Annotated in this window: 20 protein-coding genes; 11 read left to right on the forward strand and 9 right to left on the reverse strand. The window is 69.5% G+C overall.

The window, feature by feature from the left end; genetic code table 11:
• The first annotated feature begins 50 nt into the window (after positions 1-50).
• The gene (gene recJ, locus ACLBX8_RS06895) at positions 51-1,868 is read left to right on the forward strand and encodes a single-stranded-DNA-specific exonuclease RecJ (RefSeq protein WP_447714805.1); all 1,818 of its coding nucleotides are present in this window, start codon (positions 51-53) and stop codon (positions 1,866-1,868) included.
• Between the two features lie 12 nt (positions 1,869-1,880).
• On the opposite strand, the gene ACLBX8_RS06900 is transcribed toward recJ, so the two are convergent.
• From ACLBX8_RS06900 to ACLBX8_RS06915, 4 genes are all read right to left on the reverse strand, one after another.
• Entirely contained in the window at positions 1,881-2,375 is a 495-nt protein-coding gene (locus tag ACLBX8_RS06900; protein ID WP_091676903.1) for a CAP domain-containing protein, read from the reverse strand.
• Positions 2,376-2,528: 153 nt separating this feature from the next.
• The gene (locus tag ACLBX8_RS06905; RefSeq protein ID WP_447714806.1) at positions 2,529-3,602 is read right to left on the reverse strand and encodes an HD-GYP domain-containing protein; all 1,074 of its coding nucleotides are present in this window, start codon (positions 3,600-3,602) and stop codon (positions 2,529-2,531) included.
• Between the two features lie 109 nt (positions 3,603-3,711).
• Complete coding sequence (locus ACLBX8_RS06910) at positions 3,712-3,858, reverse strand: hypothetical protein (protein ID WP_447714807.1); 147 nt, start codon at positions 3,856-3,858, stop codon at positions 3,712-3,714.
• A 397-nt stretch (positions 3,859-4,255) separates the two neighbouring features.
• The gene (locus tag ACLBX8_RS06915; protein ID WP_020092012.1) at positions 4,256-4,948 is read right to left on the reverse strand and encodes a GntR family transcriptional regulator; all 693 of its coding nucleotides are present in this window, start codon (positions 4,946-4,948) and stop codon (positions 4,256-4,258) included.
• A gap of 478 nt (positions 4,949-5,426) precedes the next feature.
• Between ACLBX8_RS06915 and oxlT the strand changes: the two genes are divergently transcribed.
• Positions 5,427-6,704, forward strand: a complete 1,278-nt coding sequence (gene oxlT / locus ACLBX8_RS06920; protein WP_020092013.1) for an oxalate/formate MFS antiporter — start codon at positions 5,427-5,429, stop codon at positions 6,702-6,704.
• A 113-nt stretch (positions 6,705-6,817) separates the two neighbouring features.
• A complete protein-coding gene (locus ACLBX8_RS06925) occupies positions 6,818-7,489 on the forward strand; it encodes a class II aldolase/adducin family protein (RefSeq protein ID WP_447714808.1) in 672 nt (223 codons plus the stop codon).
• A gap of 12 nt (positions 7,490-7,501) precedes the next feature.
• Here the strand turns inward: ACLBX8_RS06925 and ACLBX8_RS06930 are convergent, their stop codons facing one another.
• Together ACLBX8_RS06930 and frc are read right to left on the reverse strand one after the other, a co-directional pair.
• Positions 7,502-8,434, reverse strand: coding sequence for a methionyl-tRNA formyltransferase (locus ACLBX8_RS06930; protein ID WP_447714809.1), 933 nt, complete (start codon positions 8,432-8,434; stop codon positions 7,502-7,504).
• A 189-nt stretch (positions 8,435-8,623) separates the two neighbouring features.
• Positions 8,624-9,901: a formyl-CoA transferase gene (frc, locus tag ACLBX8_RS06935; protein WP_020092016.1), complete on the reverse strand. Its 1,278-nt coding sequence runs from the start codon at positions 9,899-9,901 to the stop codon at positions 8,624-8,626.
• Positions 9,902-10,372: 471 nt separating this feature from the next.
• Between frc and ACLBX8_RS06940 the strand changes: the two genes are divergently transcribed.
• On the forward strand, positions 10,373-10,651 hold the full coding sequence (locus ACLBX8_RS06940; protein WP_012319741.1) for a hypothetical protein: 279 nt from the start codon (positions 10,373-10,375) through the stop codon (positions 10,649-10,651).
• 5 nt (positions 10,652-10,656) lie between these two features.
• Here ACLBX8_RS06940 and ACLBX8_RS06945 read toward each other — a convergent pair whose 3' ends face one another.
• The gene (locus tag ACLBX8_RS06945) at positions 10,657-11,349 is read right to left on the reverse strand and encodes a hypothetical protein (protein WP_447714810.1); all 693 of its coding nucleotides are present in this window, start codon (positions 11,347-11,349) and stop codon (positions 10,657-10,659) included.
• A gap of 438 nt (positions 11,350-11,787) precedes the next feature.
• On the opposite strand from ACLBX8_RS06945, the gene ACLBX8_RS06950 reads away from it, so the two are divergent.
• From ACLBX8_RS06950 to ACLBX8_RS06960, 3 genes are read left to right on the forward strand one after another with little or no spacing between them, the layout of a single operon-like run.
• On the forward strand, positions 11,788-13,668 hold the full coding sequence (locus tag ACLBX8_RS06950; RefSeq protein ID WP_447714811.1) for an MHYT domain-containing protein: 1,881 nt from the start codon (positions 11,788-11,790) through the stop codon (positions 13,666-13,668).
• Positions 13,668-14,120 carry a response regulator gene (locus ACLBX8_RS06955; RefSeq protein ID WP_020092019.1) on the forward strand — a complete coding sequence of 151 codons (453 nt, stop codon included), beginning with the start codon at positions 13,668-13,670 and terminating at the stop codon, positions 14,118-14,120. Before ACLBX8_RS06950 ends, ACLBX8_RS06955 begins: the two co-directional genes overlap by 1 nt.
• The gene (locus ACLBX8_RS06960) at positions 14,117-15,181 is read left to right on the forward strand and encodes a sensor histidine kinase (protein WP_447714812.1); all 1,065 of its coding nucleotides are present in this window, start codon (positions 14,117-14,119) and stop codon (positions 15,179-15,181) included. The genes ACLBX8_RS06955 and ACLBX8_RS06960 overlap by 4 nt, the downstream gene beginning before the upstream one ends.
• 10 nt (positions 15,182-15,191) lie before the next feature.
• On the opposite strand, the gene ACLBX8_RS06965 is transcribed toward ACLBX8_RS06960, so the two are convergent.
• A complete protein-coding gene (locus tag ACLBX8_RS06965) occupies positions 15,192-15,755 on the reverse strand; it encodes a TetR/AcrR family transcriptional regulator (protein ID WP_447714813.1) in 564 nt (187 codons plus the stop codon).
• A gap of 97 nt (positions 15,756-15,852) precedes the next feature.
• Here ACLBX8_RS06965 and ACLBX8_RS06970 point away from each other — a divergent pair, with 97 nt between their 5' ends.
• The 4 genes from ACLBX8_RS06970 to ACLBX8_RS06985 all read left to right on the forward strand — a co-directional run bounded on the left by ACLBX8_RS06970 (position 15,853) and on the right by ACLBX8_RS06985 (position 21,538).
• Positions 15,853-16,956: an efflux RND transporter periplasmic adaptor subunit gene (locus ACLBX8_RS06970; RefSeq protein ID WP_427508785.1), complete on the forward strand. Its 1,104-nt coding sequence runs from the start codon at positions 15,853-15,855 to the stop codon at positions 16,954-16,956.
• Positions 16,953-18,050, forward strand: a complete 1,098-nt coding sequence (locus tag ACLBX8_RS06975; RefSeq protein ID WP_056528714.1) for an efflux RND transporter periplasmic adaptor subunit — start codon at positions 16,953-16,955, stop codon at positions 18,048-18,050. The genes ACLBX8_RS06970 and ACLBX8_RS06975 overlap by 4 nt, the downstream gene beginning before the upstream one ends.
• Before the next feature lie 22 nt (positions 18,051-18,072).
• Positions 18,073-21,138 carry an efflux RND transporter permease subunit gene (locus ACLBX8_RS06980; RefSeq protein WP_447714814.1) on the forward strand — a complete coding sequence of 1,022 codons (3,066 nt, stop codon included), beginning with the start codon at positions 18,073-18,075 and terminating at the stop codon, positions 21,136-21,138.
• A 178-nt stretch (positions 21,139-21,316) separates the two neighbouring features.
• Positions 21,317-21,538 (forward strand): hypothetical protein, encoded by a 222-nt coding sequence (locus ACLBX8_RS06985; protein WP_012319732.1) that lies wholly within the window; start codon positions 21,317-21,319, stop codon positions 21,536-21,538.
• 15 nt (positions 21,539-21,553) lie between these two features.
• Here ACLBX8_RS06985 and ACLBX8_RS06990 read toward each other — a convergent pair whose 3' ends face one another.
• On the reverse strand, positions 21,554-21,931 hold the full coding sequence (locus ACLBX8_RS06990) for a 4a-hydroxytetrahydrobiopterin dehydratase (protein ID WP_020092026.1): 378 nt from the start codon (positions 21,929-21,931) through the stop codon (positions 21,554-21,556).
• Positions 21,932-22,088: the final 157 nt, after the last annotated feature.

The raw sequence follows: 22,088 nt of genomic DNA on the forward strand, positions 1-22,088 counted from the left end.
GTTGCGGCGGGGCGCAAGATTCCCCGCGCCGGCCGGTGTAGGGTGGCCCCGTGTCGTCCGCTCCGCTCCTCGCCGAATTGCCGCCCTTCCTGGGTGTGGCCGCCTCCGTGACCGGCCGGCGCTGGCAGGAGCGCTGCGGCGGCGCGGCCGTCCAGAATCACATCGCCAAGATGGTCCAGGCCCACGGCCTGCCGGAACTGCTGGCCCGGGTGCTCGCGGGACGCGGGATCGTACCGGAGGCGGCGCCCCGCCACCTCGCGCCGCGCCTGCGGGACCTGATGCCGGATCCGGACACGCTGCTCGACATGGAGGCGGCCGTCCGCCGACTCGTCCGGGCGGTGAAGCGCGGGGAGACCGTGGCGGTCTTCGGCGATTACGACGTTGACGGCGCCGCGAGCGCGGCCCTGCTCGCCGGATACCTCCGCGAGCTGGGTTTGCGCGCGCCGATCCACATTCCCGACCGGATCACCGAGGGCTACGGACCCAACATCGCGGCGATCACCGCGCTCGCGGCCGAGGGCGCGACGCTCCTCGTCTGCGTCGATTGCGGGACGAGCGGCCACGCGCCCCTGGAGGAGGCCGAGAAATCCGGCCTGGACGTCATCGTCCTCGACCACCACGCGGCCTCCGAGGTGCTCCCGCCGGCCCGCGCCGTGGTCAACCCGAATCGCCTCGACGACCTCTCGGGCCTCGGCCATCTCTGCGCCGCCGGCATCGTGTTCCTGACCCTGGTCGCGCTGAACCGCGCCCTGCGGCAGGACGGCTTCTTCGGCGGCCATCGTCCCGAACCGCAGCTCACCGACGCCCTCGATCTCGTCGCCCTGGCGACCGTTGCCGACGTCGTGCCCCTCACGGGCCTCAACCGGGCCTTCGTGACCCAGGGCCTCACGGTGATGCGCCATCGCGGCCGCACCGGGCTCGCGGCGCTGCTGGACGCCGCCTCGCTCGGCGAGCCGCCGGAAGCCTGGCACCTCGGCTTCGTCCTCGGGCCGCGCATCAATGCCGGGGGCCGCATCGGCGATTCGGCACTGGGCGCCCGCCTGCTGACCACGGCGGACCCGAGCGAGGCGGCCCGGATCGCCGCCGACCTCGATCGTCTGAACCGCGAGCGCCAGGCGATCGAGGCGCAGGCCGTCCAGGAGGCCGAGGCCGAGATGGACCGGGCGCTGACGCTGGATCCGGCCCGCACCGTGCTGGTGACCGCCAGCGCCGAGTGGCACCCCGGCATCGTCGGCCTCATCGCCTCGCGGTTGAAGGAGCGCTTCAACCGCCCGGCCTTCGCGTTCGCGATCCGCCCGGACGGCACCGCCACGGGCTCTGGGCGCTCGATCCCGGGCGCGGATCTCGGGCTCGCGGTCCGCGCCTGCGTCGAGGCCCGGCTCGCCAGCAAGGGCGGCGGCCACGCCATGGCGGCCGGCGTCACCGTGCGGGCCGACGACATCCCGCGCTTCGAGGCGCACCTGGCGATGCTGCTCGGGGCGAGCGTCGCGGTGGCCCGCGCGGCCGACGCCCTGCTGATCGACGGCGGCCTGAGCGCCGGCGGCGCCACCGCGGAGACGGTCCGGCTGCTGCAGCAGGCCGGCCCGTTCGGCCAGGGCGCGCCGGAGCCGCTCTTCGCGCTGGGCCGGCATCGCCTCGTCGATGCCGGCGTGGTCGGCTCGAACCATGTCAGGGCGCGACTGCGCAGCCGCGACGGTCAGGTGGTCGGGGCGATCTGCTTCCGCGCGGCCGAACGGCCGCTCGGCCTCGCCCTCCTGAACGGGATCGGCCGAGAGATGCACGTGGCCGGGACCCTGTCCTGCGACCGCTGGCGCGGCGCCGAGCGGGCCCAGCTCCGGATCGTCGATCTCGCGCGGTCCGAACCCTGAGACGCCCCGGCGTCAGGTCCCGGCCATCACGAGCGCCCAGAAGCGCTTGTACCGCGTCGTGGGGGCATCGACCCGGGCGATCCCGATCCTGCGGATCTGCGGTAGCAGCATGTTCTTGTTGTGCTCGGGGCTCGCCTTCCAGCGGGCGAGCACCTGTTCCAGGGTCTCGGATCCGGCGCTGAGATTCTCGGCTGCCCAGGATCTCGCGAGACCGGCCGACGCCATGCGCGAGGTGAAGCTGCCGCCGACATCGTGGCTGAGCTGGCCGCGGCGGGCGTTGTTACCGGCCTGGAAGGCCGCCGCCTTCACGAGAGCCGGATCGACCACGACCGGGCTCAGGCCGTGCTGGACCCGGTAGGCCGAGATCGCCGCGGCGGCCGCGACCTCGTCGAGCACGGCGGTGTGCGTCGCGTTCTCGCCAGAGGACTCGGGCAGGACGGAGAGACCGCCGCACCCGGCGAGGGCCAGCAGGAGGGCGGCGGCGATGGCGCGACTGAGTTTGGGCACGGTCCGAACGGCGTTGCGTGAGACGGGATCGCTTCCCTCCGGCGCGGTTGCGGCGAAAGCGCGGCGCGCGGCGCGCCGGCAGGATCCCGCCGACCGGCGTGGCGCCAGAGCCACGCCTGGCCGCGGATCAGGCCGCGAATTCAAGCTGCGGATTCAGGCCGCCAGGGCGCTGCCTTTGAGCATGGAGGGCGCGAAGGCCCGCAGGAGATCCGGATCCAGATGCCCGGCGCTGTCCGTCATGATCGACAGCGCCTCGGCGGGCGAGGCGGGCTGCCGATAGGTCCGCCGCTCGGTCAGCGCGGAGAACACGTCGCAGATCGTCACGATCCGCACGAGGTCGGAGATCGCGGGGCCGGACAGCCGATCGGGATATCCTTTCCCGTCCAGACGCTCGTGGTGGTGGCGGACTACGTCGATCACCGCGTCCTCGAAATCGCCGTGCGCCCGGAGCAGATCGGCGCCGATGTCGGGATGGCGCTGCATCAGCCGCAATTCCTCGGCGTTGAGCGGCCCCGGCTTGTTGAGGATCTCCACGGGGATGCGCGCCTTGCCGATGTCGTGCAGGAGCGCCGACCGCACCAGCAGTGCGAGATCGGTCTGACCGAGCCCGATCTGCGAGCCGAACGTGGCGGCATGGCCCGCGACGCTTAGGGTGTGCTGATAGACGCCGATCTCGTGGCGCCAGACCTCGGCAAGCCACTCGGAGATCCCGACCTCGGAGATGGCCGCCAGAACGAGCTCGGTTCCGCGATCCGCGTCGGCGCGCTGCAGCCGGGCCCCGAGGGCGGCGCTGTCGAAGATCTCGGCGACGACGGCGGTCGCGCCCGAGACGCGCTCCAGGAGCCGGCGCTGCCGCAGCTCTGCGGACCGCGTCGCCTCCTCGATCATGGCGAAGACGTTCGCCAGAACGAGTTGCCGGGGCGAGGCGGCCGGCAGCTGACGCAGATAGCGGGTAGCCGGCATGGGTTCGCCACGCACGAGGACGAGGCGCGGAACTGGCGGTCCGCGGTGGGGGAGGGTCGACTGCACTTTGGCGGTCTGGGCCGGCGGCAGGTCGAGGATGACGAGGTGCGGGCGGCCTGACGGTAGCGGCGCGCCGGGCGGGATCGCCCAGCAGTTCATCACCAGCGCGATGGCACGCTCAAGGGCCGATCGTTCGGACGGGCGGTCCGATACGAGGAGGACGAAGGGGCCGTCCGAGAAAACCGAGGCTGCGCCGAGGGCCAACGCGGTAGCTCCTCGCCCGCACGGTCAACGATCGGTTCACCCTACGCGTAAAATTTGAGGAAAGCGTTACCCCTACGCACTCTCTGGTATCGCGGATCCAGCTCTGACTTCAGGCGAGCTTGGCGTTCGCGACGTCGGCGGTCGGCTCGACAGTGTTCCGTGCCCGGTCGGCGGAGAGGAAGTCCGCGAACTTGACGGTGAGCAGCGCCTGGCAGGCGGCGAAGGCGACAAAGATGACGAGGAAGCTGGCGAGCATCGGATTCTCCGGCGCGGTCTGGAACCGCCTCATGTTGCGACGCAATGCGTGCCATGCTGCTGCGCAACTTGGTATGCCAGATTACGAATACCGATTATGTCGAACATGCATGAGGCGCGCAGATCGAGCCCACAAAGTCCGGATTGTTGCCCAGTCATGCATAAAAATGCACAACTGACCGGCTTTGAAAGGTCGTGGCCTGCCGAACATGTTCTGCAGTGCATCAACGCTTGCGCGCGATTTATATTTAGGCACGTGCTGAGCTCGTGTGATAGCCGGGGCGGCGATCGAGGGGTCTTCCCGAGCGCCGCTCGCGCCCTTGGCCCATCATCATGCCGCAGAGGCACGAGGTGTCGTCCGCGCCGGACGATCCGTCAGGCGAGGACTGAAGGGTCGCTCAATCCAGATAATCGCCGTAGGTGTCGACGTGCTGCGCGAGGCCCAGACCGTGCTCGCGCACGAGTCTCTCGGCCAGATCGGCATCACGGGCTTCGAGCGCCGAGATGATGGCGACGTGCTCTCGGATGGAGCGCTCCGCCCGATCGCCTTGCCGGAGCGCGGTGCTGCGGATGCCACGAACGTGCATGAGCAAATTGCTGGTCAGATCGGCGATCGCCTCGCAGTGACCCAGCGCGATGATCCGCTGATGAAATCGGATGTTCGCGTCCGAATACTCGTCCATGTGTTCGGACGGCTGGCCCTCGAAGAACTCGGGGAAGGATTCGCGCAGCGAGCGGAGCTGGCCGTCGGTGGCGCGCGCGCAGGCGAGCCGTGCCGCCATGCTCTCCAGCGCTGTCCAGGCGTGGATCATGCTGACGATCTCGCGCTTGTTCTTCTTGATCACGAAGACGCCGCGCCGGGCCTCGGAGCGGACGAAGCCTTCCTGCTCGAGAACCGTCAGGGCCTCCCGCACCGGGGTGCGGCTGACACCGAGATCCTGCGATAGCTTGCGCTCGTCGAGCCGCACCTCGTCCGGACGCCCGTAGATGTCCATGTTGGTGATGGCCGTCTTGAGCGCCTCGTAGGCCAATGTCCGGAGACTGGAGCTGGCGACGATGGGCTTCACGCTCAGCGGTTCGGAATTCGACATCCCTCGTCCAGTCAGCTCACACGCATGATGTCTCGCACGCATTCTCTGTCGTGCGCTCTTAAACGACCTAACCCAAACCTTTGCAAGATCCTAGTCGAACGCGGAACGGTCCCACAGACCTGTGACCATTGCCGGCGCTTGGCACCTGAAAAATTGGCCGCGGCGCGACCATCACCCGTCGCCTAGCGAGGCACGTTCGGAAAGGCGTTTTAATCCCCAGTCGCGAACCTGTGTTTTTTTGCAGGTTTGATTGACACCCCGGGATTAAATCAGCACCATCTTGCTGGCATACCGTCGACCATCGGACATCAAGGCCGACTCGGCGCCGGATGCTGCTGTACTGCAGAGATTATTTGTCTGCGGGCCAAGAATTATTCGAAGAATTCCGATCACGTTGTTCTGACAAGCTGCGCCGTGGCAGGGCATAAGCCCGGCTCGAGCGCGAACGCCGACAAGAATACTGCCAAGAGGGAACGGTATGTCCGAGATCGTCAAACCGGTTGGGCGCGGCCGCTGGCTGCAACTCGCCTTCGGCGTCGTCTGCATGTGCATGATTGCCAATATGCAGTACGGCTGGACCTTCTTCGTGAGCCCGATGCAGGAGCGGCACGGCTGGGATCGCGCGGCGATCCAGGTGGCGTTCACGCTGTTCGTCGTCACCGAGACGTGGCTGGTCCCGATCGAGGGCTGGTTCGTGGATAAGTACGGTCCGCGCATCGTCACGCTGTTCGGCGGCCTGCTCTGCGCCGTCGCGTGGGTGATTAATTCCTACGCGGACTCGCTCACCGTGCTCTACATCGCGGCCGCGATCGGCGGCACCGGTGCAGGCGCGGTTTACGGGACCTGCGTGGGCAACTCGCTGAAGTGGTTCCCCGACCGCCGCGGCTTGGCCGCCGGCATCACCGCCATGGGCTTCGGCGCGGGTTCGGCACTCACGGTCGTGCCGATCCAGGCGATGATCAAGTCCCAGGGCTACGAGGCGGCCTTCTTCTACTTCGGGATCGGGCAGGGCGTGATCGTCATGCTGATCGCCCTGTTCCTGCGCGCGCCGGCCAAGGGCCAGGTTCCGGAAGTCGCCCGGGTCAGCCAGTCGAAGCGGGACTACAAGCCCTCCGAGATGGTCCGCACCCCGATCTTCTGGGTCATGTACGCGATGTTCGTCATGATGGCCGCCGGCGGCCTGATGGCCACCGCGCAGCTCGGCCCGATCGCCAAGGACTTCAAGATCGCCGACGTCCCGGTCTCGCTCCTGGGGATCACGCTGCCGGCGCTGACCTTCGCGGCCACGCTCGACCGGGTTCTCAACGGCGTGACGCGCCCGTTCTTCGGCTGGGTCTCCGACCATATCGGCCGTGAGAACACGATGTTCCTGTCCTTCGCGATCGAGGGCCTGGGCATCTACGCGCTGAGCCAATTCGGCCAGAATCCGATCGCCTTCGTGCTGCTGACCGGTCTCGTGTTCTTCGCGTGGGGCGAGATCTACTCGCTGTTCCCGGCGACCTGCGGCGACACGTTCGGCTCGAAGTACGCGGCGACCAATGCCGGGCTGCTCTACACGGCCAAGGGCACCGCGGCGCTGATCGTTCCCTACACCAGCGTGCTCACGACCATGACCGGAAGCTGGCACACGGTATTCCTCGCGGCCGCGGCCCTCAACATCCTCGCGGCCCTGCTGGCGCTGTTCGTCCTCAAGCCGATGCGCGCCGCCTACACCAAAAAGCCCGAGGCGGGCCTCGCTCCGGTGCTGGCGCAGTAGCAGGCCCCGATCGCTCGGCGCCGCGGCGCCGAACCGAAGCGAATGAGCCCGGCGCCGTCTTTACGGCGCCGGGCTTCCTGCATACCGGGAACCGGGCCTTCCGGAGATCGGGCATGGACAGGGACGAGCGGATCGCGCGCGAGGGCGTCGTGGCAGCGGCGCGGGCACTCGACGCACAGGGGCTGAACCGCGGCACGTCGGGCAATGTCTCGGTGCGCTTCCGCGATGGGCTCCTGATCACCCCGTCGGGCGTGCCCACGGATCGGATCGAACCGGACGATGTGGTCCGGATGGGTCTCGACGGCACCCACGCGCCGGATCGGAAGCCGTCATCGGAATGGCGCTTCCACCGGGACATCCTCGCGTCCCGTCCGGAATTCCACGCGGTGGTCCACGCGCATCCGGTCTACTGCACCGCCTTCGCAATGTGCGGAGAGGCCATCCCGGCGGTCCACTACATGATCGCGGCCTTCGGCGGCCCGACGGTACGCTGCGCGCCCTACGCGCCCTACGGCACCGCGGAACTCTCGGACCTCGCCCTCGCGGCGCTCGTCGACCGCAACGTCTGCCTCCTCGCCAATCACGGCATGATCGCGGCCGGGGCGAGCCTGGAGAAGGCCCTGTGGCTCGCCGTCGAGCTGGAGACGCTCTGCCAGCAATACGCCGTCGCGCGGCAGATCGGGACGCCGATCATCCTGTCCGACGACGAGATCGGCACGACGGTCGAGCGCTTCCGCGGCTACGGTCTGAATGCGGCGCGGCCGACCGCGCCGGAGACGACCTGAGGCGCGGCTGACCTAACGCCCGAGAAACTGACCGACCGCCAGCCCGGCCTCCCGGGCGTACTCGGCGGCCGCGACCTTCTTGCCGCCCTCCGCCTTGACCTTGCGGATCTCGAGGCGCCCGCCCTGCGCGCAGACGCTGAAGCCCTCGTCGTCGACGGCGATCACCTCGCCGGGCTTGCCGACGACGTCGGCGAGCTTGCGGATCCGATGCAGGCCGCAGTCGAAGATATGGAGCTTCTTGCCGTCGTGCGTGGTCCAGGCACCGGGCGCCGGGTTCGCCGCGCGGATCAGGTTGTAGATCTGCTCGGCGTGGGCTGACCAGTGGATCTCCGCCTCGGCGCCGCGGAACCAGCCCTCGTAGCTCGCGGCGTCCTCGTCCTGATCGATCTCGACATGCTGGCCGGCCACGACGAGGTCGGCCGCCTCGAGCATGGCCTCGACGCCCATCGGGAACAGGTTGTCGAAGTAGACGTCGCCCAGGGTCGCGTCGGCGCCGATCGGGCAGGATTTCTGCAGGATCACCGGCCCCTCGTCGAGGCCGTCGGTCGGCCGGAAAATCGTGAGGCCGGTCTGCAACTCGCCCCGGGCGATCGGCCAGTTGATCGAGGACGGGCCCCGGTAACGCGGCAGCAGGCTCGGATGATACTGGATGGTGCCGTGCTTCGGGATGTTGACGAAGCTCTGCGGCGCGAACTGGAGCACGTAGGCCATGATGCCGATATCGGCGTTCAGGCCGCGCATCGCGTCCTCGGCCTCGGGGCTCTTCAGGCTGGGGAACTGGAAGACCGTCAGCCCCTTCTCGACGGCCGCCGTCTTGAGGACATCCGGCTTGGCGCCGGGCTTCTCAGGCGCGCAGAACACCGCCGCAACCTCATCGCCTCGTTTGAGGAACGCCTCCAGGACCGCTTTTCCGAAATCCTGTTGACCGATGAAGGCGATGCGCATGCAGGCTCCTGGGTGTCATCCGGACCCTGAGCGGGGCCGGGGAGAAACAAACCGAACGCGGGCTCGGCGGCGCGACCGTGCCCCGGCTGTCGAACGGCGTCACCCGGAATCCGGGGCCGCGCTTCACGCACGCCCCCGGATTGTAACATCGGCGATCCGGGATCTCGCCCCCGGATCGCCGGAGACCGATCACTCCGCCGCGATCTTCTGGACCGCGCCGATCGCGCCGGACTCGGCGATCTCGCCGACCTCGGCCTCGGAGTAGCCGAGCACGGAGCGCAGGATCTCGTCTGTGTGCTCACCGAGGAGCGGCGAGCGGGTGACCTCGCTCGGGCTCGCCGACAGCTTGATGGGGTTGCCGACCGTCAGGTACTTGCCGCGGGTCGGGTGATCAACCTCCACGATGGTGCCGGTCTTCCGCAGGGACTCGTCCTCGGCGATCTCCTTCATCGACAGGATCGGCCCGCAGGGGATGTCGTACTTGTTCAGGGTGTCCATCACCTCGAACTTCGACACCTTCATCGTCCACGCCTCGATCCGCGTGAAGATCTCGTTGAGATGCGGCAGGCGGGCCTTCGGGGTCGCGTAGTTCGGATCGGTCTTCCAATCCGGCTCACCGATGATGTCGCAGATCGGCTCCCAGACGGCGGCCTGGGTGATGACGTAGATGTAGGAGTTCGGGTCCTGCTCCCAGCCCTTGCAGCGCAGGATCCGGCCCGGCTGGCCGCCACCGGAATCGTTGCCCGCACGCGGGGTCGCCTCGCCGAACGGGATGCCCTCGCCGAACTGGCTGTACTCCCTGAGAGGCCCGTGCGCGAGACGCTGCTGGTCGCGGAGCTTCACCCGGCAGAGGTTGAGCACGCCGTCCTGCATGGCGCAGTCGACCTTCTGGCCGAGGCCGCTCTGGGTCCGGTGATAGAGCGCCGTGACGATGCCGAGGGCGAGGTGCAGGCCGGTGCCGGAATCGCCGATCTGCGCGCCCGTCACCATCGGGATTCCGTCGCGGAAGCCCGTCGTCGACGCGGAGCCGCCGGCGCACTGAGCGACGTTCTCGTAGACCTTGCAATCCTCGTAGCGGCCCGGACCGAAGCCCTTCACGGAGGCCAGGATCATCCGCGGGTTGACCTCGTGGATCTTCTCCCAGGTCAGGCCCATGCGGGCGAGGGCGCCGGGCGCGAAATTCTCGACCAGGACGTCGCATTCCTTGATCAGCCGCCAGAGGACCTCCTTGCCCTTCGGGTTCTTCGAGTCGAGTGTGATCGACCGCTTGTTGTGGTTCAGCATCGTGAAATAGAGGCTGTCCACGTCCGGGATGTCCTGAAGCTGCTGACGCGTGGCGTCCCCCGCGCCCGGCCGCTCGACCTTGATGACGTCGGCGCCGAACCAAGCCAGGAGCTGCGTACAGGTCGGGCCGGATTGAACGTGGGTGAAGTCCAGGATGCGGACGCCTTCGAGGGCCTTGGTCATGATCGGTCTCGGAGCTGGAGTCGGTTTGGGGATGTCGGAGGGCGGCTCAGGCCGCGCGGGATATCGGTTCGATGCCTGCACGGGCCCGTGACGCGCGTGCCGCGACTGCGGGGCAGGGGCCTTCCATCCTCGAACGGATCATGTCTGTTCTCCCTCCCACAGCGCGGTCCCGTCGTATCGCGACACCGTCACGCGGACCCGGGGTGACGAGTCCGCCAATTTGTATACCACATGCCATTTGCCGGATGCGAGTGCCTATTGTGGACACCTCCGGCAGCGGCCGATGGCCGACCGTAAGCCGGTGCGGGATCGCGCTCAACACGCTGCACAGCGTGCATGGGGTCCGGGGCGGCGACCCCTTGGCATTCGCCGACAGGCGGTCCATGATTTCGCCAAAATTGCCCCAGCCGCGGGATGAAAAACGCGCCGCGGAAGTGGGTGAAACGATGCAACGCTGCACGAGGAACGCCCATGCTCGCCAGCACCAGCCTGATCAAGTCGTCCTGGATCGCCGTCGACGTCGCCCACGACCGCGCCGAGCGCGTCCTGGTGGTCGAGACCTACATCGCCGTCAGCCCGCTCGAACCGAATTACGACGCCGCGCAGTACGAGCGGGTGCTCGCCTGCGTTCAGAAGGTGCTCAAGACGCACCCGGAGATCGACCGCGCGTCGATCCTGAGCATGCATCGCGGCTCCGGCTGTACGGCTCTGTTCCGCGACACGCCCGCGAAGCAGCCCGCGGCGGCCTGAGGCGTTCAGGCCTCGCCGCTCTCGGTCGGTCGGGACAGGTCCGGCGGCTCGAGGGCGACGCGGGCCGCGTGGAACCACCAGAGCGGGATGTCGCGATTGGCCTTCGCCAGTTCCGACGCCCATCCCTCCTTGGGCATGACGTCGGCCCGGTCGGCGAACAGGCGCAGCGCCGCCTCCGCGCGTTCCCGTCGGCAACGCTCCTCGATCGCCCGCCGCTCGGCCTCGGCGCGGGCGTCGGTCTGCTCAATGAGGCGCCGGGTCGCGAGATCGTCGGCGTCGAAGGCGAATTGCTGCCAGAACGCCTCGGCTTCCCGCGCGACATCCCGCTCGCGGCGCAGCGTCGCGAGCGCTTCCTCCGCGGTGTGCCGCGCCGTCTCGGCGGCCTCGGCGCGGGCGACGAGGCGGTTGTTCGCCTCCAGCAGCTCCCGCTCGCGCTCGGGCGACATCCGCTGCCGGCGCAGCACCCGCAGTTCCTCCTCGTCGGCATGGCGGGCGGCCATCAGGTCCGCGAGCGGACCGGCCGCCAGGGCGTCGGCGGATCGGCGATAGCGCTCGCGCAGGCCCGGGTGGCGGGCCTCAAGGTCCGTGTCGGTCCAGGCAGCGCGATCCTCCCCGTCCGTCCGCTCGCAATCGTACAGAGCCTGCGCCAGGGCTTCGCGCAGGTCGTCCGGAAATCGTGCCGCGGCGTGTCCGTTCATGAACCTGCATTCGCGTTGAGCGATCGACAGAACCTAGAACGCGCGCGCCCGCCGGGAGAGACCGTCGCTGTGTGACGAACGCGTTTTTTTTCGACGCGGCTCGGCCGCGCGGCGGCGGCGATACGCGCCTGTCCACCGAGGCATTCCGGCCGGGATGCCAGCGTCGGCGTCATCCAGCCTCTGGCGCGCATCCTGTCTGCCGGTCTCGTCTGACGGGAGTCGCGGTGCATCATCGCTGACCCTGCTTGCCTGAGCCTGTGTGGCGCGCACCGGGATGCTGATCGCGGTGGCCGATCCGTTCTGGTCCCGGCGCCGGGCTCGGTGCTCGCCGACGCGGCTCGATGTTCGGGAGCTTCATGCGTCTCGGAATCGCGATAGCGCCGACGGATCACCCGGGATACATCGCGAGAAGGCTCCTTCACGCGTCGATCGCAGTCGATGGTCCATACTGGCTACAATCCGGCGCTGGTCGCCCTGTCGATCGGCCTCGCGGTCTTCGCGTCCTACACCGCGCTGGACCTGGGCGCGCGGATCCGCGGGCCCGTGTCGGGACCGCGCTGGCCGTGGATCGCCGGCGCCGCCCTCGCCATGGGCGGGGGCATCTGGTCGATGCACTTCATCGGCATGCTGGCCTTCGAGATGGGCCTGCCGGCCGCCTACGATACCGGGCTCACGCTCCTGTCCCTCGCGATCGCCGTCGCGGCGACCGGCGCCGCCTTCCTGTGGGTTGCGCGCGTCGGCGAGGGGACCGGCAGCCTTCTCGTCGCCGGCCCGCTGATGGGCCTGGGCGTTGCCGGCATGCACTACACCGGCATGGCGGCGCTGCGGATCCCCGGCGACCTCGCCTATAGCCCGGCGATCATCGCGCTCTCGGTGGCGATCGCCGTGACCGCGGCGACCGCCGCCCTGTGGCTCTCCTTCCGGCAACACGGCGTCTGGCAGAAGCTCGTCGCGGCCTGCGTGATGGGCCTCGCGGTGGCGGGCATGCACTACACCGGCATGGCGGCGGCGACGATCACCGCCGAAGCGGGCGGCGCCCACGCCGCCCACGCGGTGACCGGCGCCCCGGCTCAGCAGAACCTCGCCCTCTACGTCGCCGGTGCCACGTTCCTCATCCTGTTCCTGGCGATGCTCGCCTCGTCGCTGGACCAGCAGCGCGTGCAGCGCGAGCTCCAGGCGAGCGAGGCGCGGTTCCGGGCCGCTGTGCAGGCCGTGCGCGGCGTGCTCTGGACCAACGATGCGGCGGGCCGGATGCTCGGCGAGCAGCCGGGCTGGAGCGCGATCACCGGTCAGACGCGGGCGGAGTATCAGGGCTACGGCTGGGCCGACGCGGTCCATCCCGACGACATGGAGGCCTCCGTCGAGACGTGGAACGCGACCGTCCGGGCGCGGCGCACCTACGTCCACGAGCACCGGGTCCGGGTGCGCGACGGGACGTGGCGACACTTCGCGATCCGTGCCATCCCAGTCCTCGACGCGCGCGGCGAGATCCGCGAGTGGGTCGGCGTCCACACGGACATCACCGAGCAGCGTCAGGCCGAAGCCGACCTGCGCGAGTCCAACGAGGAGATCCAGCGCTACGCCTACATCGTCAGCCACGACCTGCGCGCGCCGCTGGTCAACGTGATGGGATTCACGAGCGAGCTGGAGGCGACACGGACCGAGGTCGCCGCGGCCCTCCGGGATCACCCGGCTGCAGAGCGGCTCGACGCCGATTTCGGCGAGGCGCTCGGCTTCATCAAGGCGGCGGTGAACCGGATGGAGGGTCTGATCGCCGCCATCCTCAAGCTCTCGCGAGAGGGCCGGCGACAATTCTCGCCCGAGGCCCTCGACATGACGAGCGTGCTCCGCGGCGTGGCCGATGCCCAGCGGCATCAGGCGGAGGCGGTCGGGGCCACGGTGACGATCGCCCGCGACCTGCCCGAGATCGTCGCCGACCGGCTCGCGATCGAGCAGGTCTTCGGCAACCTGCTGGACAACGCCGTGAAGTACCTCGACCCGAGCCGGCCCGGGCGGATCGCCGTCACGGCCAAGGCCGTGGGCGAACGCGGCGTCTGCTTCTCGGTCGCCGACAACGGCCGGGGGATCGCCGCGCGGGACCATGCCCGCGTCTTCGAACTCTTCCGCCGGTCGGGCGCCCAGGACCGCCCGGGCGAGGGGATCGGTCTCGCCCACGTGAAGGCGCTGGTGCGCTCGTTCGGGGGCCGGATCGAGATCCGTTCAGAACTCGGTGTGGGCACGACGTTCGACGTGACCTTGCCGCACGGGACGGCTACAGCGGTCCGGATCGACCCCGAACCGGCGCCCATCGCCGCCTAATGAGCGTGGAGCGGCCCGTGCACCCCGTCAGCATCGTGATGATCGAGGATGACGAGGGCCATGCGCGCCTGATCGAGCGCAACATCCGACGCGCCGGCGTCAACAACGACATCGTGCCGTTCCGCAACGGCACTTCGGCGCTGGACTATCTGCTCGGGCCGGACGGCTCCGGCGAGGCAAGCGCCCGACGGCACCTGCTGATCCTGCTCGACCTCAACCTGCCGGACATGACCGGCCTCGACATCCTCGAGAAGGTGAAGGCGAACCCGCACACGCGTCGGTCCCCGGTGGTGGTCCTGACCACGACGGACGACAGCCGCGAGATCCAGCGCTGCTACGACCTCGGGGCCAACGTCTACATCACCAAGCCGGTGAGCTACGACGGCTTCGCGAACGCGATCCGCCAGCTCGGGCTGTTCTTCTCGGTCATGCAGGTTCCGCAGAACCCATGACCGCTCGGCGTGCCAGCGGGGACGGCACCGCCGCGGCGGCACGCATCCTCTACATCGACGACGATCCCGGCCTCGGCCGCCTGGTCCGGCGCGCCCTCGAGGCGCGCGGCTACGCGGTCGAGCTCTGTCCCGACGGCGCGGCGGGGCTGGCGCGGCTCGCCCGGGGCGGGATCGACGCCGTCGCCCTCGACCACCACATGCCGGGACAGACGGGCCTCGACCTGCTGCCCGAGATCCGCGCGCTGCCCGAGGCGCCGCCGGTCATCTACGTGACCGGCTCCGAGGACAGCCGCGTCGCCGTGGCGGCCCTGAAGGCCGGAGCGGTGGACTACGTCTGGAAGGACGTCCAGGGTCAGTTCCGCGAGCTGCTCGGCGAGGCCGTCGCCACCGCCCTCCGGCAGGAGAGCCTGCGGCGCGACAAGGAGCGGGCCGAGGCCGAGATGCGCGAGGCGCGCGACCGCGCCGAGCTGCTGCTGCGCGAGGTCAACCACCGCGTGGCCAACTCCCTGGCCCTCGTCGCCGCCCTGGCGCACATGCAGCGCAACGCCGTCACGGACCCGGCCGCCAAGGCGGCGCTCGACGAGATGCAGGCCCGGATCTCGGCGATCGCCGGCATCCACCGCCGCCTCTACACGTCCGACGACGTCGAATCCGTCGAGCTCGACGCCTACCTGCAGAGCCTGGTCGAGGAGTTGCAGGCCGCCATGCGGGCGAGCGGGCGCGACCACGCGATCCGCCTTCGTGCCGCGCCGGTGCGGCTCTCGACCGACAAGGCCGTGTCGGTCGGCGTGGTCGTGACCGAACTCGTGACCAACGCCTACAAGTACGCCTATCCGGTCGGCACGTCGGGCGAGATCCGCGTCGCGGTCGAGCGGGACGCCGCCGACACCGTGCTGCTCGCCGTCGAGGATGACGGTATCGGCTGGACCGGGGAGGGCGAGGTCCGCGGCACCGGTCTCGGGTCGCGCATCGTGCGCGCCATGGCATCGAACCTCCGCTCGGCCCTGTCGTACGCCCCCCGAAGCGCGGGGACGCGCGCCGTCCTCGCCTTCCAGGCCTGAGCGTCCGGATCTAGCCGCCGGCTCGCCCGGCGATGCGGTCGAGGGCCTCGAGCATCGGCGCCAGGGCGTCCTCGTCGAGTTGCTGGAAGCCCAGCGCCCGGCTCATGAACAGACCGAGGATGGCGAAGTACAGGACCGAGCCCTCGCCCGGGGTCGCGCCCTCGATCCGTCCGAGCTGGTCCAGCTGATCCGCGACGAACGCCTGAAAGTCTTTCTGCGCCTCCGGTGACTCCATCGATGCCAGCAGGAGTGCGCGCGCCGCTTCGTTGTCGTCGCAGTAATGCCCGCGGATATGCGCCACCATCGCCCTGGGAAGCTGCGACGGGCCGGCCGGTATCTCCCGCGCGCAGGCGTCGATCTCCGCGCGCACGTCCGCGAGCTTGCGGGCGACCAGCGCGCCCACCAGGGCGTCCTTCGACGCGTAATGGTGCAGGACGCCGCCTTTGCTCAGCCCGGCCTCGGCCGCGACCGCGTCGATGGTCAGCCCGCGGACGCCTCCCTTCAGGAGAACGGCCGCGGCCGCCTCCAGGATGATCTCGGGGCGCGCCGCCAGTCGCTGTCGCTTCGCCTGCATCACGGACCTGCACTAAAAACCGTCTGGACGGTATGTAACGGATGGCGTAGGAACGCGCCACGCAATTCGCACGAGTCGCGCCGACACGGTCGATCGCATGAACCGCATCGCTTTCCTTCCATCGGCTTCCGCGCTGCTGATGTTAACCGCGCTCGGGTCGATCGGGTGCGCCCAGGCCGCGCCCGAGACGGCGCTCGACTCCGCCGTGGCGCGCGTGCGGGTCGTGCAGGCGCGTCGCACACCGATGGCGCTCGACGTGGTGGTGACCGGCGACGTCCAGGCCCAGGCGCAGGTCAACGTCTCGTTCCGGACGAACGGGAAGGTCGCCGAGCGGCGCGTCGAAGTCGGCGACCACGTCACGGCCAATCAGGTCCTCGCCGTCCTCGAACCCCTGACGCAGCAGGCGAATCTCGACAACGCCAAGGCCGCCCTGGCTTCGGCCGAGGCGCTGCTGACGCAGGCGAAGATGTCGTACGAGCGCCAGAAGCAGCTCCTGGCCGGCGGCTTCACGACCCGCTCGACCTACGACAACGCCGAGCAGGAGCTGCGCACCACGCAGGCGGCGGTCGACTCGGCCAAGGCGGCGCTGGGAACCGCGCAGGAGCAGTTCTCCTATACCGAGCTGCGCGCGGGCGTGTCCGGCGTGGTGACGAGCCGCAGCTTCGAGGTCGGCCAAGTGGTCCAGTCGGGCCAGACCGTGCTGGTCGTCGCGCAGGACGGGCCTCGCGACGCGGTCTTCAACGTCTACGAATCGCTGCTGGCCCAGCCGCCGGCCGGCGACACCGTCGCGGTGGCGCTGCAGTCGGACCCGTCCGTCACCGCGGTCGGGACCGTGCGGGAGATCTCTCCCACCGTGGATGCCGCCAGCGGCACGGTGCGGGTCAAGATCGGCCTTAAGTCGACGCCCGCCGCCATGGGGCTCGGCGCCGTCGTGATCGGCCGCGGGCGCTTCGCGCCGCACGAATCGGTGATCCTGCCCTGGTCGGCGCTCTACCGCTACGACGGGAAGCCCTCGGTGTGGGTCTACGATCCGGACCGGAAGACCGTCTCGGTCCGCGCGGTGGAGATCGATCGCTTCGGCCCCGATATCATCGCGCTGAAGCGCGGCGTCGAGCCGGGCGAGCGCGTGGTCGTCGCCGGCATCCAGTTCCTGCGTCCCGGCCAGACGGTCGCGGCCGCCGAGATCGGAGACCGCCCATGACGGCGCGCGCGTATCTCGTCCTGGGCCTCCTCGCGACGGCACTGGCCGGGTGCAACGGTCACGGCGAGGAGGGAGGCGAGGCCGCGGCGGCCCCGGTCCGTCCGGTGCTGACGCAGGTTGTCGTACCGAGTGACACCGTCACGTTCGGGCCGTTCGCCGGCACGATCGAGCCGCGCTACCAAGCGCAGCTCGGCTTTCAGATCCCCGGGCGCATGGTCGCGCGGGACGTGACGATCGGCGACCTCGTCACCCGCGGCCAGCGCCTCGCGGCCCTCGACACCATCGTGACCCGTTTCGACCTGACCCGCGCCGAGGCCGACTTGGCCGACGCGAAGGCGCAGGCCGAGAACGCAGAGGCCGCGGAGTCGCGGACCCGGCGCCTGATGACCGGCAACGCCGTCTCCCAGGCGACGCTCGATCAGGCTGTCGCCAAGCGCGAGACCGCCCGGGCCCGGGTGGATCAGGCGATGGCGAGCCTCCAGAAGGCCCGCGACCAGATGGGCTACACTGAGCTGAAGGCCGAGTTCGACGGTGTCGTGACCCAGCGCCTCGCCGAGGTCGGCCAAGTGCTCAGCGCCGGCCAGGGCGTCGTGACCGTGGCGCGGCCCGACGTCCGTGAGGCGGTGGTCGACATTCCCGAGGCCCATGTCGGGGCTCTGCCGTCGGACGGCGTGTTCACCGTCGCGCTCCAGAGCGCGCCGGAGCTGACGGCGCGCGGGCGCGTCCGCGAGATCGCGCCCCTCGCCGAGTCGGGGACGCGGTCCAAGCGCATCCGGATCACCCTGGACGATCCCGGCCCGGCCTTCCGGCTCGGCGCGACCATCAACGTGTCGCTCATGCGCAAGGTCGCGCCCACCGTCCTTCTGCCCGCCTCGGCGCTGCTTGAGGACGGTGACCGCCGCTCGGTCTGGGTCGTCTCGCCCGACGGGAAGTCGGTAGCGCGCCGCGACGTCACCGTGGCGGCGCGGGACAACGCCGAGGACGGCCGCGTCGCGGTCGTCGCCGGCCTGAAGGCCGGCGAGCGCGTCGTGGTCGCGGGCGTCCACGTCATCAAGGAAGGCCAGGCCGTGCGCCTGACCGACGGCGCCGTCTGATCCGACCGCACGGGGTTTTCGCGTGAAGGACTTCAACCTTTCCGACTGGGCGCTCGGGCACCGCTCGTTCGTCTGGTTCCTCATGCTGGTCTCGCTGATCGCGGGCCTGATGGCCTACACCCGCCTCGGCCGTGAGGAGGATCCGCCCTTCACCATCAAGACCATGGTGGTGCAGACCACGTGGCCGGGCGCGACCATCAAGGACACCCTCGATCAGGTCACCGACCGGGTCGAGAAGGAGCTCCAGCAGCTCAACGGCCTCGACTTCGTCCGCAGCTACACGACGCCCGGATCGTCGACAGTCTTCGTCCAGTTCCGCGACACGCTCAAGAAGAACGAGATCCAGCCGGCCTTCTACCAGGTCCGCAAGCGGCTCGGGGACATCAAGGGTCAGTTCCCGGAGGGCGTGCAGGGTCCGTTCTTCAACGACGAGTTCGGCGACGTCTACGGCAATATCTACGCGTTCACGGCCGACGGCCTGACGCACCGGCAGCTGCGCGACTACGTCGAGGGCATCCGCACCGAGGTCCTGCGGGTGCCCAATATCGGCAAGACCCAGCTGATCGGCACGCAGGACGAGACGATCTACCTCGACTTCTCCACCCGGAAGCTCGCCGGCTACGGCATCGATTTCCAGGCCCTGATCAAGGCCCTGCAGGCGCAGAACGCGGTCTCGGCCTCCGGCGTGGTGCAGGCCGGGCCGGAGCGCATCTCGCTGCGGGTCAGCGGCTCCTTCGCCTCCGAGGCCTCGCTCCAGGACTTCAACCTGCGGGTCAATGACCGCTTCTTTCGCCTCGCCGACATCGCCGAGATCAGCCGCGGCTACGAGGATCCGCCCGCACCGCTGTTCCGGGTGGACGGCAAGCCCGCGATCGGCCTCGCCATCGCGATGCGTCCGGGCGCCAACCTGCTGCATTTCGGAGAGGCGCTGAAGGAGCGCATGCGCGCCATCGAGGCCACCCTGCCGCTCGGTGTCGGCGTCCATCTCGTGTCGGACCAGCCCAAGCAGGTCGAGCACGCGGTCGGCGGCTTCACCCAGGCGCTGGTCGAGGCCGTCATCATCGTGCTGGGGGTGAGCTTCGTGAGCCTCGGCGTCCGGGCCGGCCTCGTCGTCTCCGTGTCGATCCCGCTGGTGCTGGCGATCGTCTTCGTCGTCATGCAGATCATGGACGTCACCCTCCAGCGCATCTCCCTCGGCGCGCTGATCATCGCGCTCGGCCTCCTCGTCGACGACGCCATGATCACCGTCGAGATGATGGTGGCCCGCCTGGAGCGGGGCGACACGCTGCGGAAGGCCGCCACCTTCGCCTACACGTCGACGGCGTTCCCGATGCTGACCGGGACGCTCGTGACGGTGGCGGGCTTCCTGCCGATCGGCTTCAACGGCTCCGGCGCCGGCGAGTACACCTACTCGCTGTTCGTGGTGATCGCGGCCTCGCTGCTGGTCTCCTGGGTCGTGGCGGTCCTGTTCGCGCCGCTCGTCGGCGTCACGCTCCTGCCGAAGACCATGAAGCACCACACGGAGAAGGAGGGGATCTTCACGCGCCTGTTCGTCTGGGCGCTGCGGCTCGCCATGCGCTGGCACTGGACGACGGTGGTGGTCTGTCTCGGGCTGATGGCGGCGGCCATCGTCGGGATGGGGCACGTGCAGCAGCAGTTCTTCCCGTCCTCGGACCGGTCCGAGGTGCTGGTGGACCTGACCCTTCCGCAGAACGCCACCATCGCCGAGACCCGGGCGCAGATGGACCGGTTCGAGGCGAACCTGAAGGACGATCCGGACGTGACGAGCTGGTCGTCCTACGTCGGCGAGGGCGCGGTGCGCTTCTACCTCCCGCTCGATCAGCAGCTCGCCAACGCGTTCTTCGGCCAGATCGTCATCGTCACGAAGTCGCTGGAGGTGCGCGACCGCGTGATGGCGCGCCTGCAGACGATCGGCCTGCGCGACTTCGTCGGCACCGACGTGCTGGTGCAGCCCCTGAGCCTCGGGCCGCCCGTGGGCCGGCCGGTGCAGTACCGCCTCAGCGGCCCGAACATGGAGACGGTGCGCCGCCTGTCGCTCGACCTCGCCAACGTGGTGGCGGCCGACAAGCGCCTCGACGTGCCGACCTTCGACTGGAACGAGCCCGGCAAGGTGCTGCGCGTCGAGATTCTCCAGGACAAGGCGCGCCAGCTCGGCGTGACCAGCCAGGACGTCGCCGGCATCCTGAACGGGATCGAGGGCGGGCAGGCGATCACGCAGGTCCGGGACTCGATCTACCTCGTCAACGTCGTCGGCCGCGCCCGCGCCGTCGAGCGGTCGTCGCTGGACACCCTGCAGTCGCTGCAGGTCGGTCTCGCCAACGGCACGGTGGTGCCGGTGCTCGCCTTCGCGCGGATCGGCTACGATCTCGAGCAGCCGATCGTCTGGCGCCGGGACCGCCTCCCGACCGTGACGGTGCGCGCCACGATCCACGACGCGACCCAGCCGGCCACCATCGTGGCCGCCCTGCAGCCCGGTCTCGACGCCTTCATCAAGGCGCTCCCGGAGGGCTACACGGTCCAGACCGGCGGCGCCGTCGAGGAATCCGCCAAGGGCCAGGGCCCGATCGCGGCCGTGGTCCCGGTCATGCTGCTGGCCATGGCGTTCCTGCTGATGATGCAGCTCCAGAGCTTCGGCCGGATGCTCCTCGTCTTCACCGTGGCGCCGCTCGGCCTGATCGGCGTGGTGCCGGCGCTGCTCCTGTTCGACAAGCCGATGGGCTTCGTCGCCATCCTGGGCATCCTGGCGCTAATCGGGATCATCATCCGCAACGCGGTGATCCTGGTGAGCCAGATCGAGGAGTTCCGGGCCGAGGGGATGGCGCCCTGGCAGGCGGTCTTCGAGGCGACCCACCACCGCATGCGGCCGATCCTCCTGACCGCCGCCGCGGCGAGCCTGGGCCTGATCCCCATCGCCCGCGAGGTGTTCTGGGGGCCGATGGCCTTCGCGATGATCGGCGGGATCCTGGCGGCGACCTTCCTGACGCTCCTGTTCCTGCCCGCGCTCTACGTCGGCTGCTACCGTATCCGCCCGGAGACGGGCGGCGCGCCGGCGGCCCACGCCGGCTGATCGGCCGGCTCACGCGATCGCGGCGCCCGCGGGCGCTGCGAGAAACGGTCGGCCCGCCCCTCCGCCCCCTCAGGGCGGGCCGACCGTGACGATATTTCACGCGAGCGGGGCCACACCGCCGGAAACCCGACGGTGTTCCGGCGCGTAGGGTGCGACGGAAACGAGGACCGTCTTGCCCATGAACGCCTTCATCGCCGTCGTCCTGGTCTGTGCCAACGGGATCGCCCAGGATTCCTGCACGGACGCCCAGGCGCTCGAGGTCCGCAAGGTCCGGGTCGCCAACGAACTCGGCTGCGCCACCGGCTGGCAGGAGATCATCGCCCGCACCGAGCTGCGCGAGGAGATCGGCAAGACCGCCTACCTGAAGACGGAGTGCCGCCGGGTGAAGGAGCCGCGGTGACGCACGCGGCGACCGCTACTTCTCGTACTTGATGTAGGCGAAGCGCGGATCGGTCGGGGTGCCCTCGAGCCCCTGTCCCTCCAGGCCCGGCTGCCAGGAGACGACCTCCTCGATCTTCCGGGCGAGGGCGAAATCCTTGTCGGTGATGCCTTTGGCCGCGTGGTTCATCAGCCGGACCTCGACCCAGGCGTAGGAGGCCGTGATGTCCGGATGGTGCCACGCCGCCTCAGCGAGGTGGCCGACCGTGTTGATCACCATCAGGGTGCTCTTCCAGCCGGACGTCTTGTAGGTGCGCCGGATCCACCCGTCCTCCAGCCGCCAGGCGGGCAGCTCGGCCTTCAGCCGCGCCTCCACGGTCGCGTCGTCCAGTGCGCCCTCGCGTCGCTCGCTCATGATCCATCTCCGATGAAACCGTCGCGGCCGAGGGTGCCGCCGCGGCCGGTTGCGCGCAAGCGTGTTTGCCATGGTGGACGGAAACCGGTGTGAGCCCTATGACCTTTTGGCAATGGCGTCCGGCTCGATCGGCACTCCAGTCTGCCGCCGCTGAAGA

Source organism: Methylobacterium sp. D48H, assembly GCF_053345715.1.

Bases quoted from the DNA above. Each gene is read 5' to 3' on its own strand.
- ACLBX8_RS06910 (WP_447714807.1), bottom strand. From the start codon at position 3,858: ATGCTCGCCAGCTTCCTCGTCATCTTTGTCGCCTTCGCCGCCTGCCAG.
- ACLBX8_RS06915 (WP_020092012.1), bottom strand. From the start codon at position 4,948: ATGTCGAATTCCGAACCGCTGAGCGTGAAGCCCATCGTCGCCAGCTCC.
- oxlT (WP_020092013.1), top strand. From the start codon at position 5,427: ATGTCCGAGATCGTCAAACCGGTTGGGCGCGGCCGCTGGCTGCAACTC.
- ACLBX8_RS06925 (WP_447714808.1), top strand. From the start codon at position 6,818: ATGGACAGGGACGAGCGGATCGCGCGCGAGGGCGTCGTGGCAGCGGCG.
- ACLBX8_RS06930 (WP_447714809.1), bottom strand. From the start codon at position 8,434: ATGCGCATCGCCTTCATCGGTCAACAGGATTTCGGAAAAGCGGTCCTG.
- frc (WP_020092016.1), bottom strand. From the start codon at position 9,901: ATGACCAAGGCCCTCGAAGGCGTCCGCATCCTGGACTTCACCCACGTT.
- ACLBX8_RS06940 (WP_012319741.1), top strand. From the start codon at position 10,373: ATGCTCGCCAGCACCAGCCTGATCAAGTCGTCCTGGATCGCCGTCGAC.
- ACLBX8_RS06945 (WP_447714810.1), bottom strand. From the start codon at position 11,349: ATGAACGGACACGCCGCGGCACGATTTCCGGACGACCTGCGCGAAGCC.
- ACLBX8_RS06950 (WP_447714811.1), top strand. From the start codon at position 11,788: ATGGTCCATACTGGCTACAATCCGGCGCTGGTCGCCCTGTCGATCGGC.
- ACLBX8_RS06955 (WP_020092019.1), top strand. From the start codon at position 13,668: ATGAGCGTGGAGCGGCCCGTGCACCCCGTCAGCATCGTGATGATCGAG.
- ACLBX8_RS06960 (WP_447714812.1), top strand. From the start codon at position 14,117: ATGACCGCTCGGCGTGCCAGCGGGGACGGCACCGCCGCGGCGGCACGC.
- ACLBX8_RS06965 (WP_447714813.1), bottom strand. From the start codon at position 15,755: ATGCAGGCGAAGCGACAGCGACTGGCGGCGCGCCCCGAGATCATCCTG.
- ACLBX8_RS06970 (WP_427508785.1), top strand. From the start codon at position 15,853: ATGAACCGCATCGCTTTCCTTCCATCGGCTTCCGCGCTGCTGATGTTA.
- ACLBX8_RS06975 (WP_056528714.1), top strand. From the start codon at position 16,953: ATGACGGCGCGCGCGTATCTCGTCCTGGGCCTCCTCGCGACGGCACTG.
- ACLBX8_RS06985 (WP_012319732.1), top strand. From the start codon at position 21,317: ATGAACGCCTTCATCGCCGTCGTCCTGGTCTGTGCCAACGGGATCGCC.
- ACLBX8_RS06990 (WP_020092026.1), bottom strand. From the start codon at position 21,931: ATGAGCGAGCGACGCGAGGGCGCACTGGACGACGCGACCGTGGAGGCG.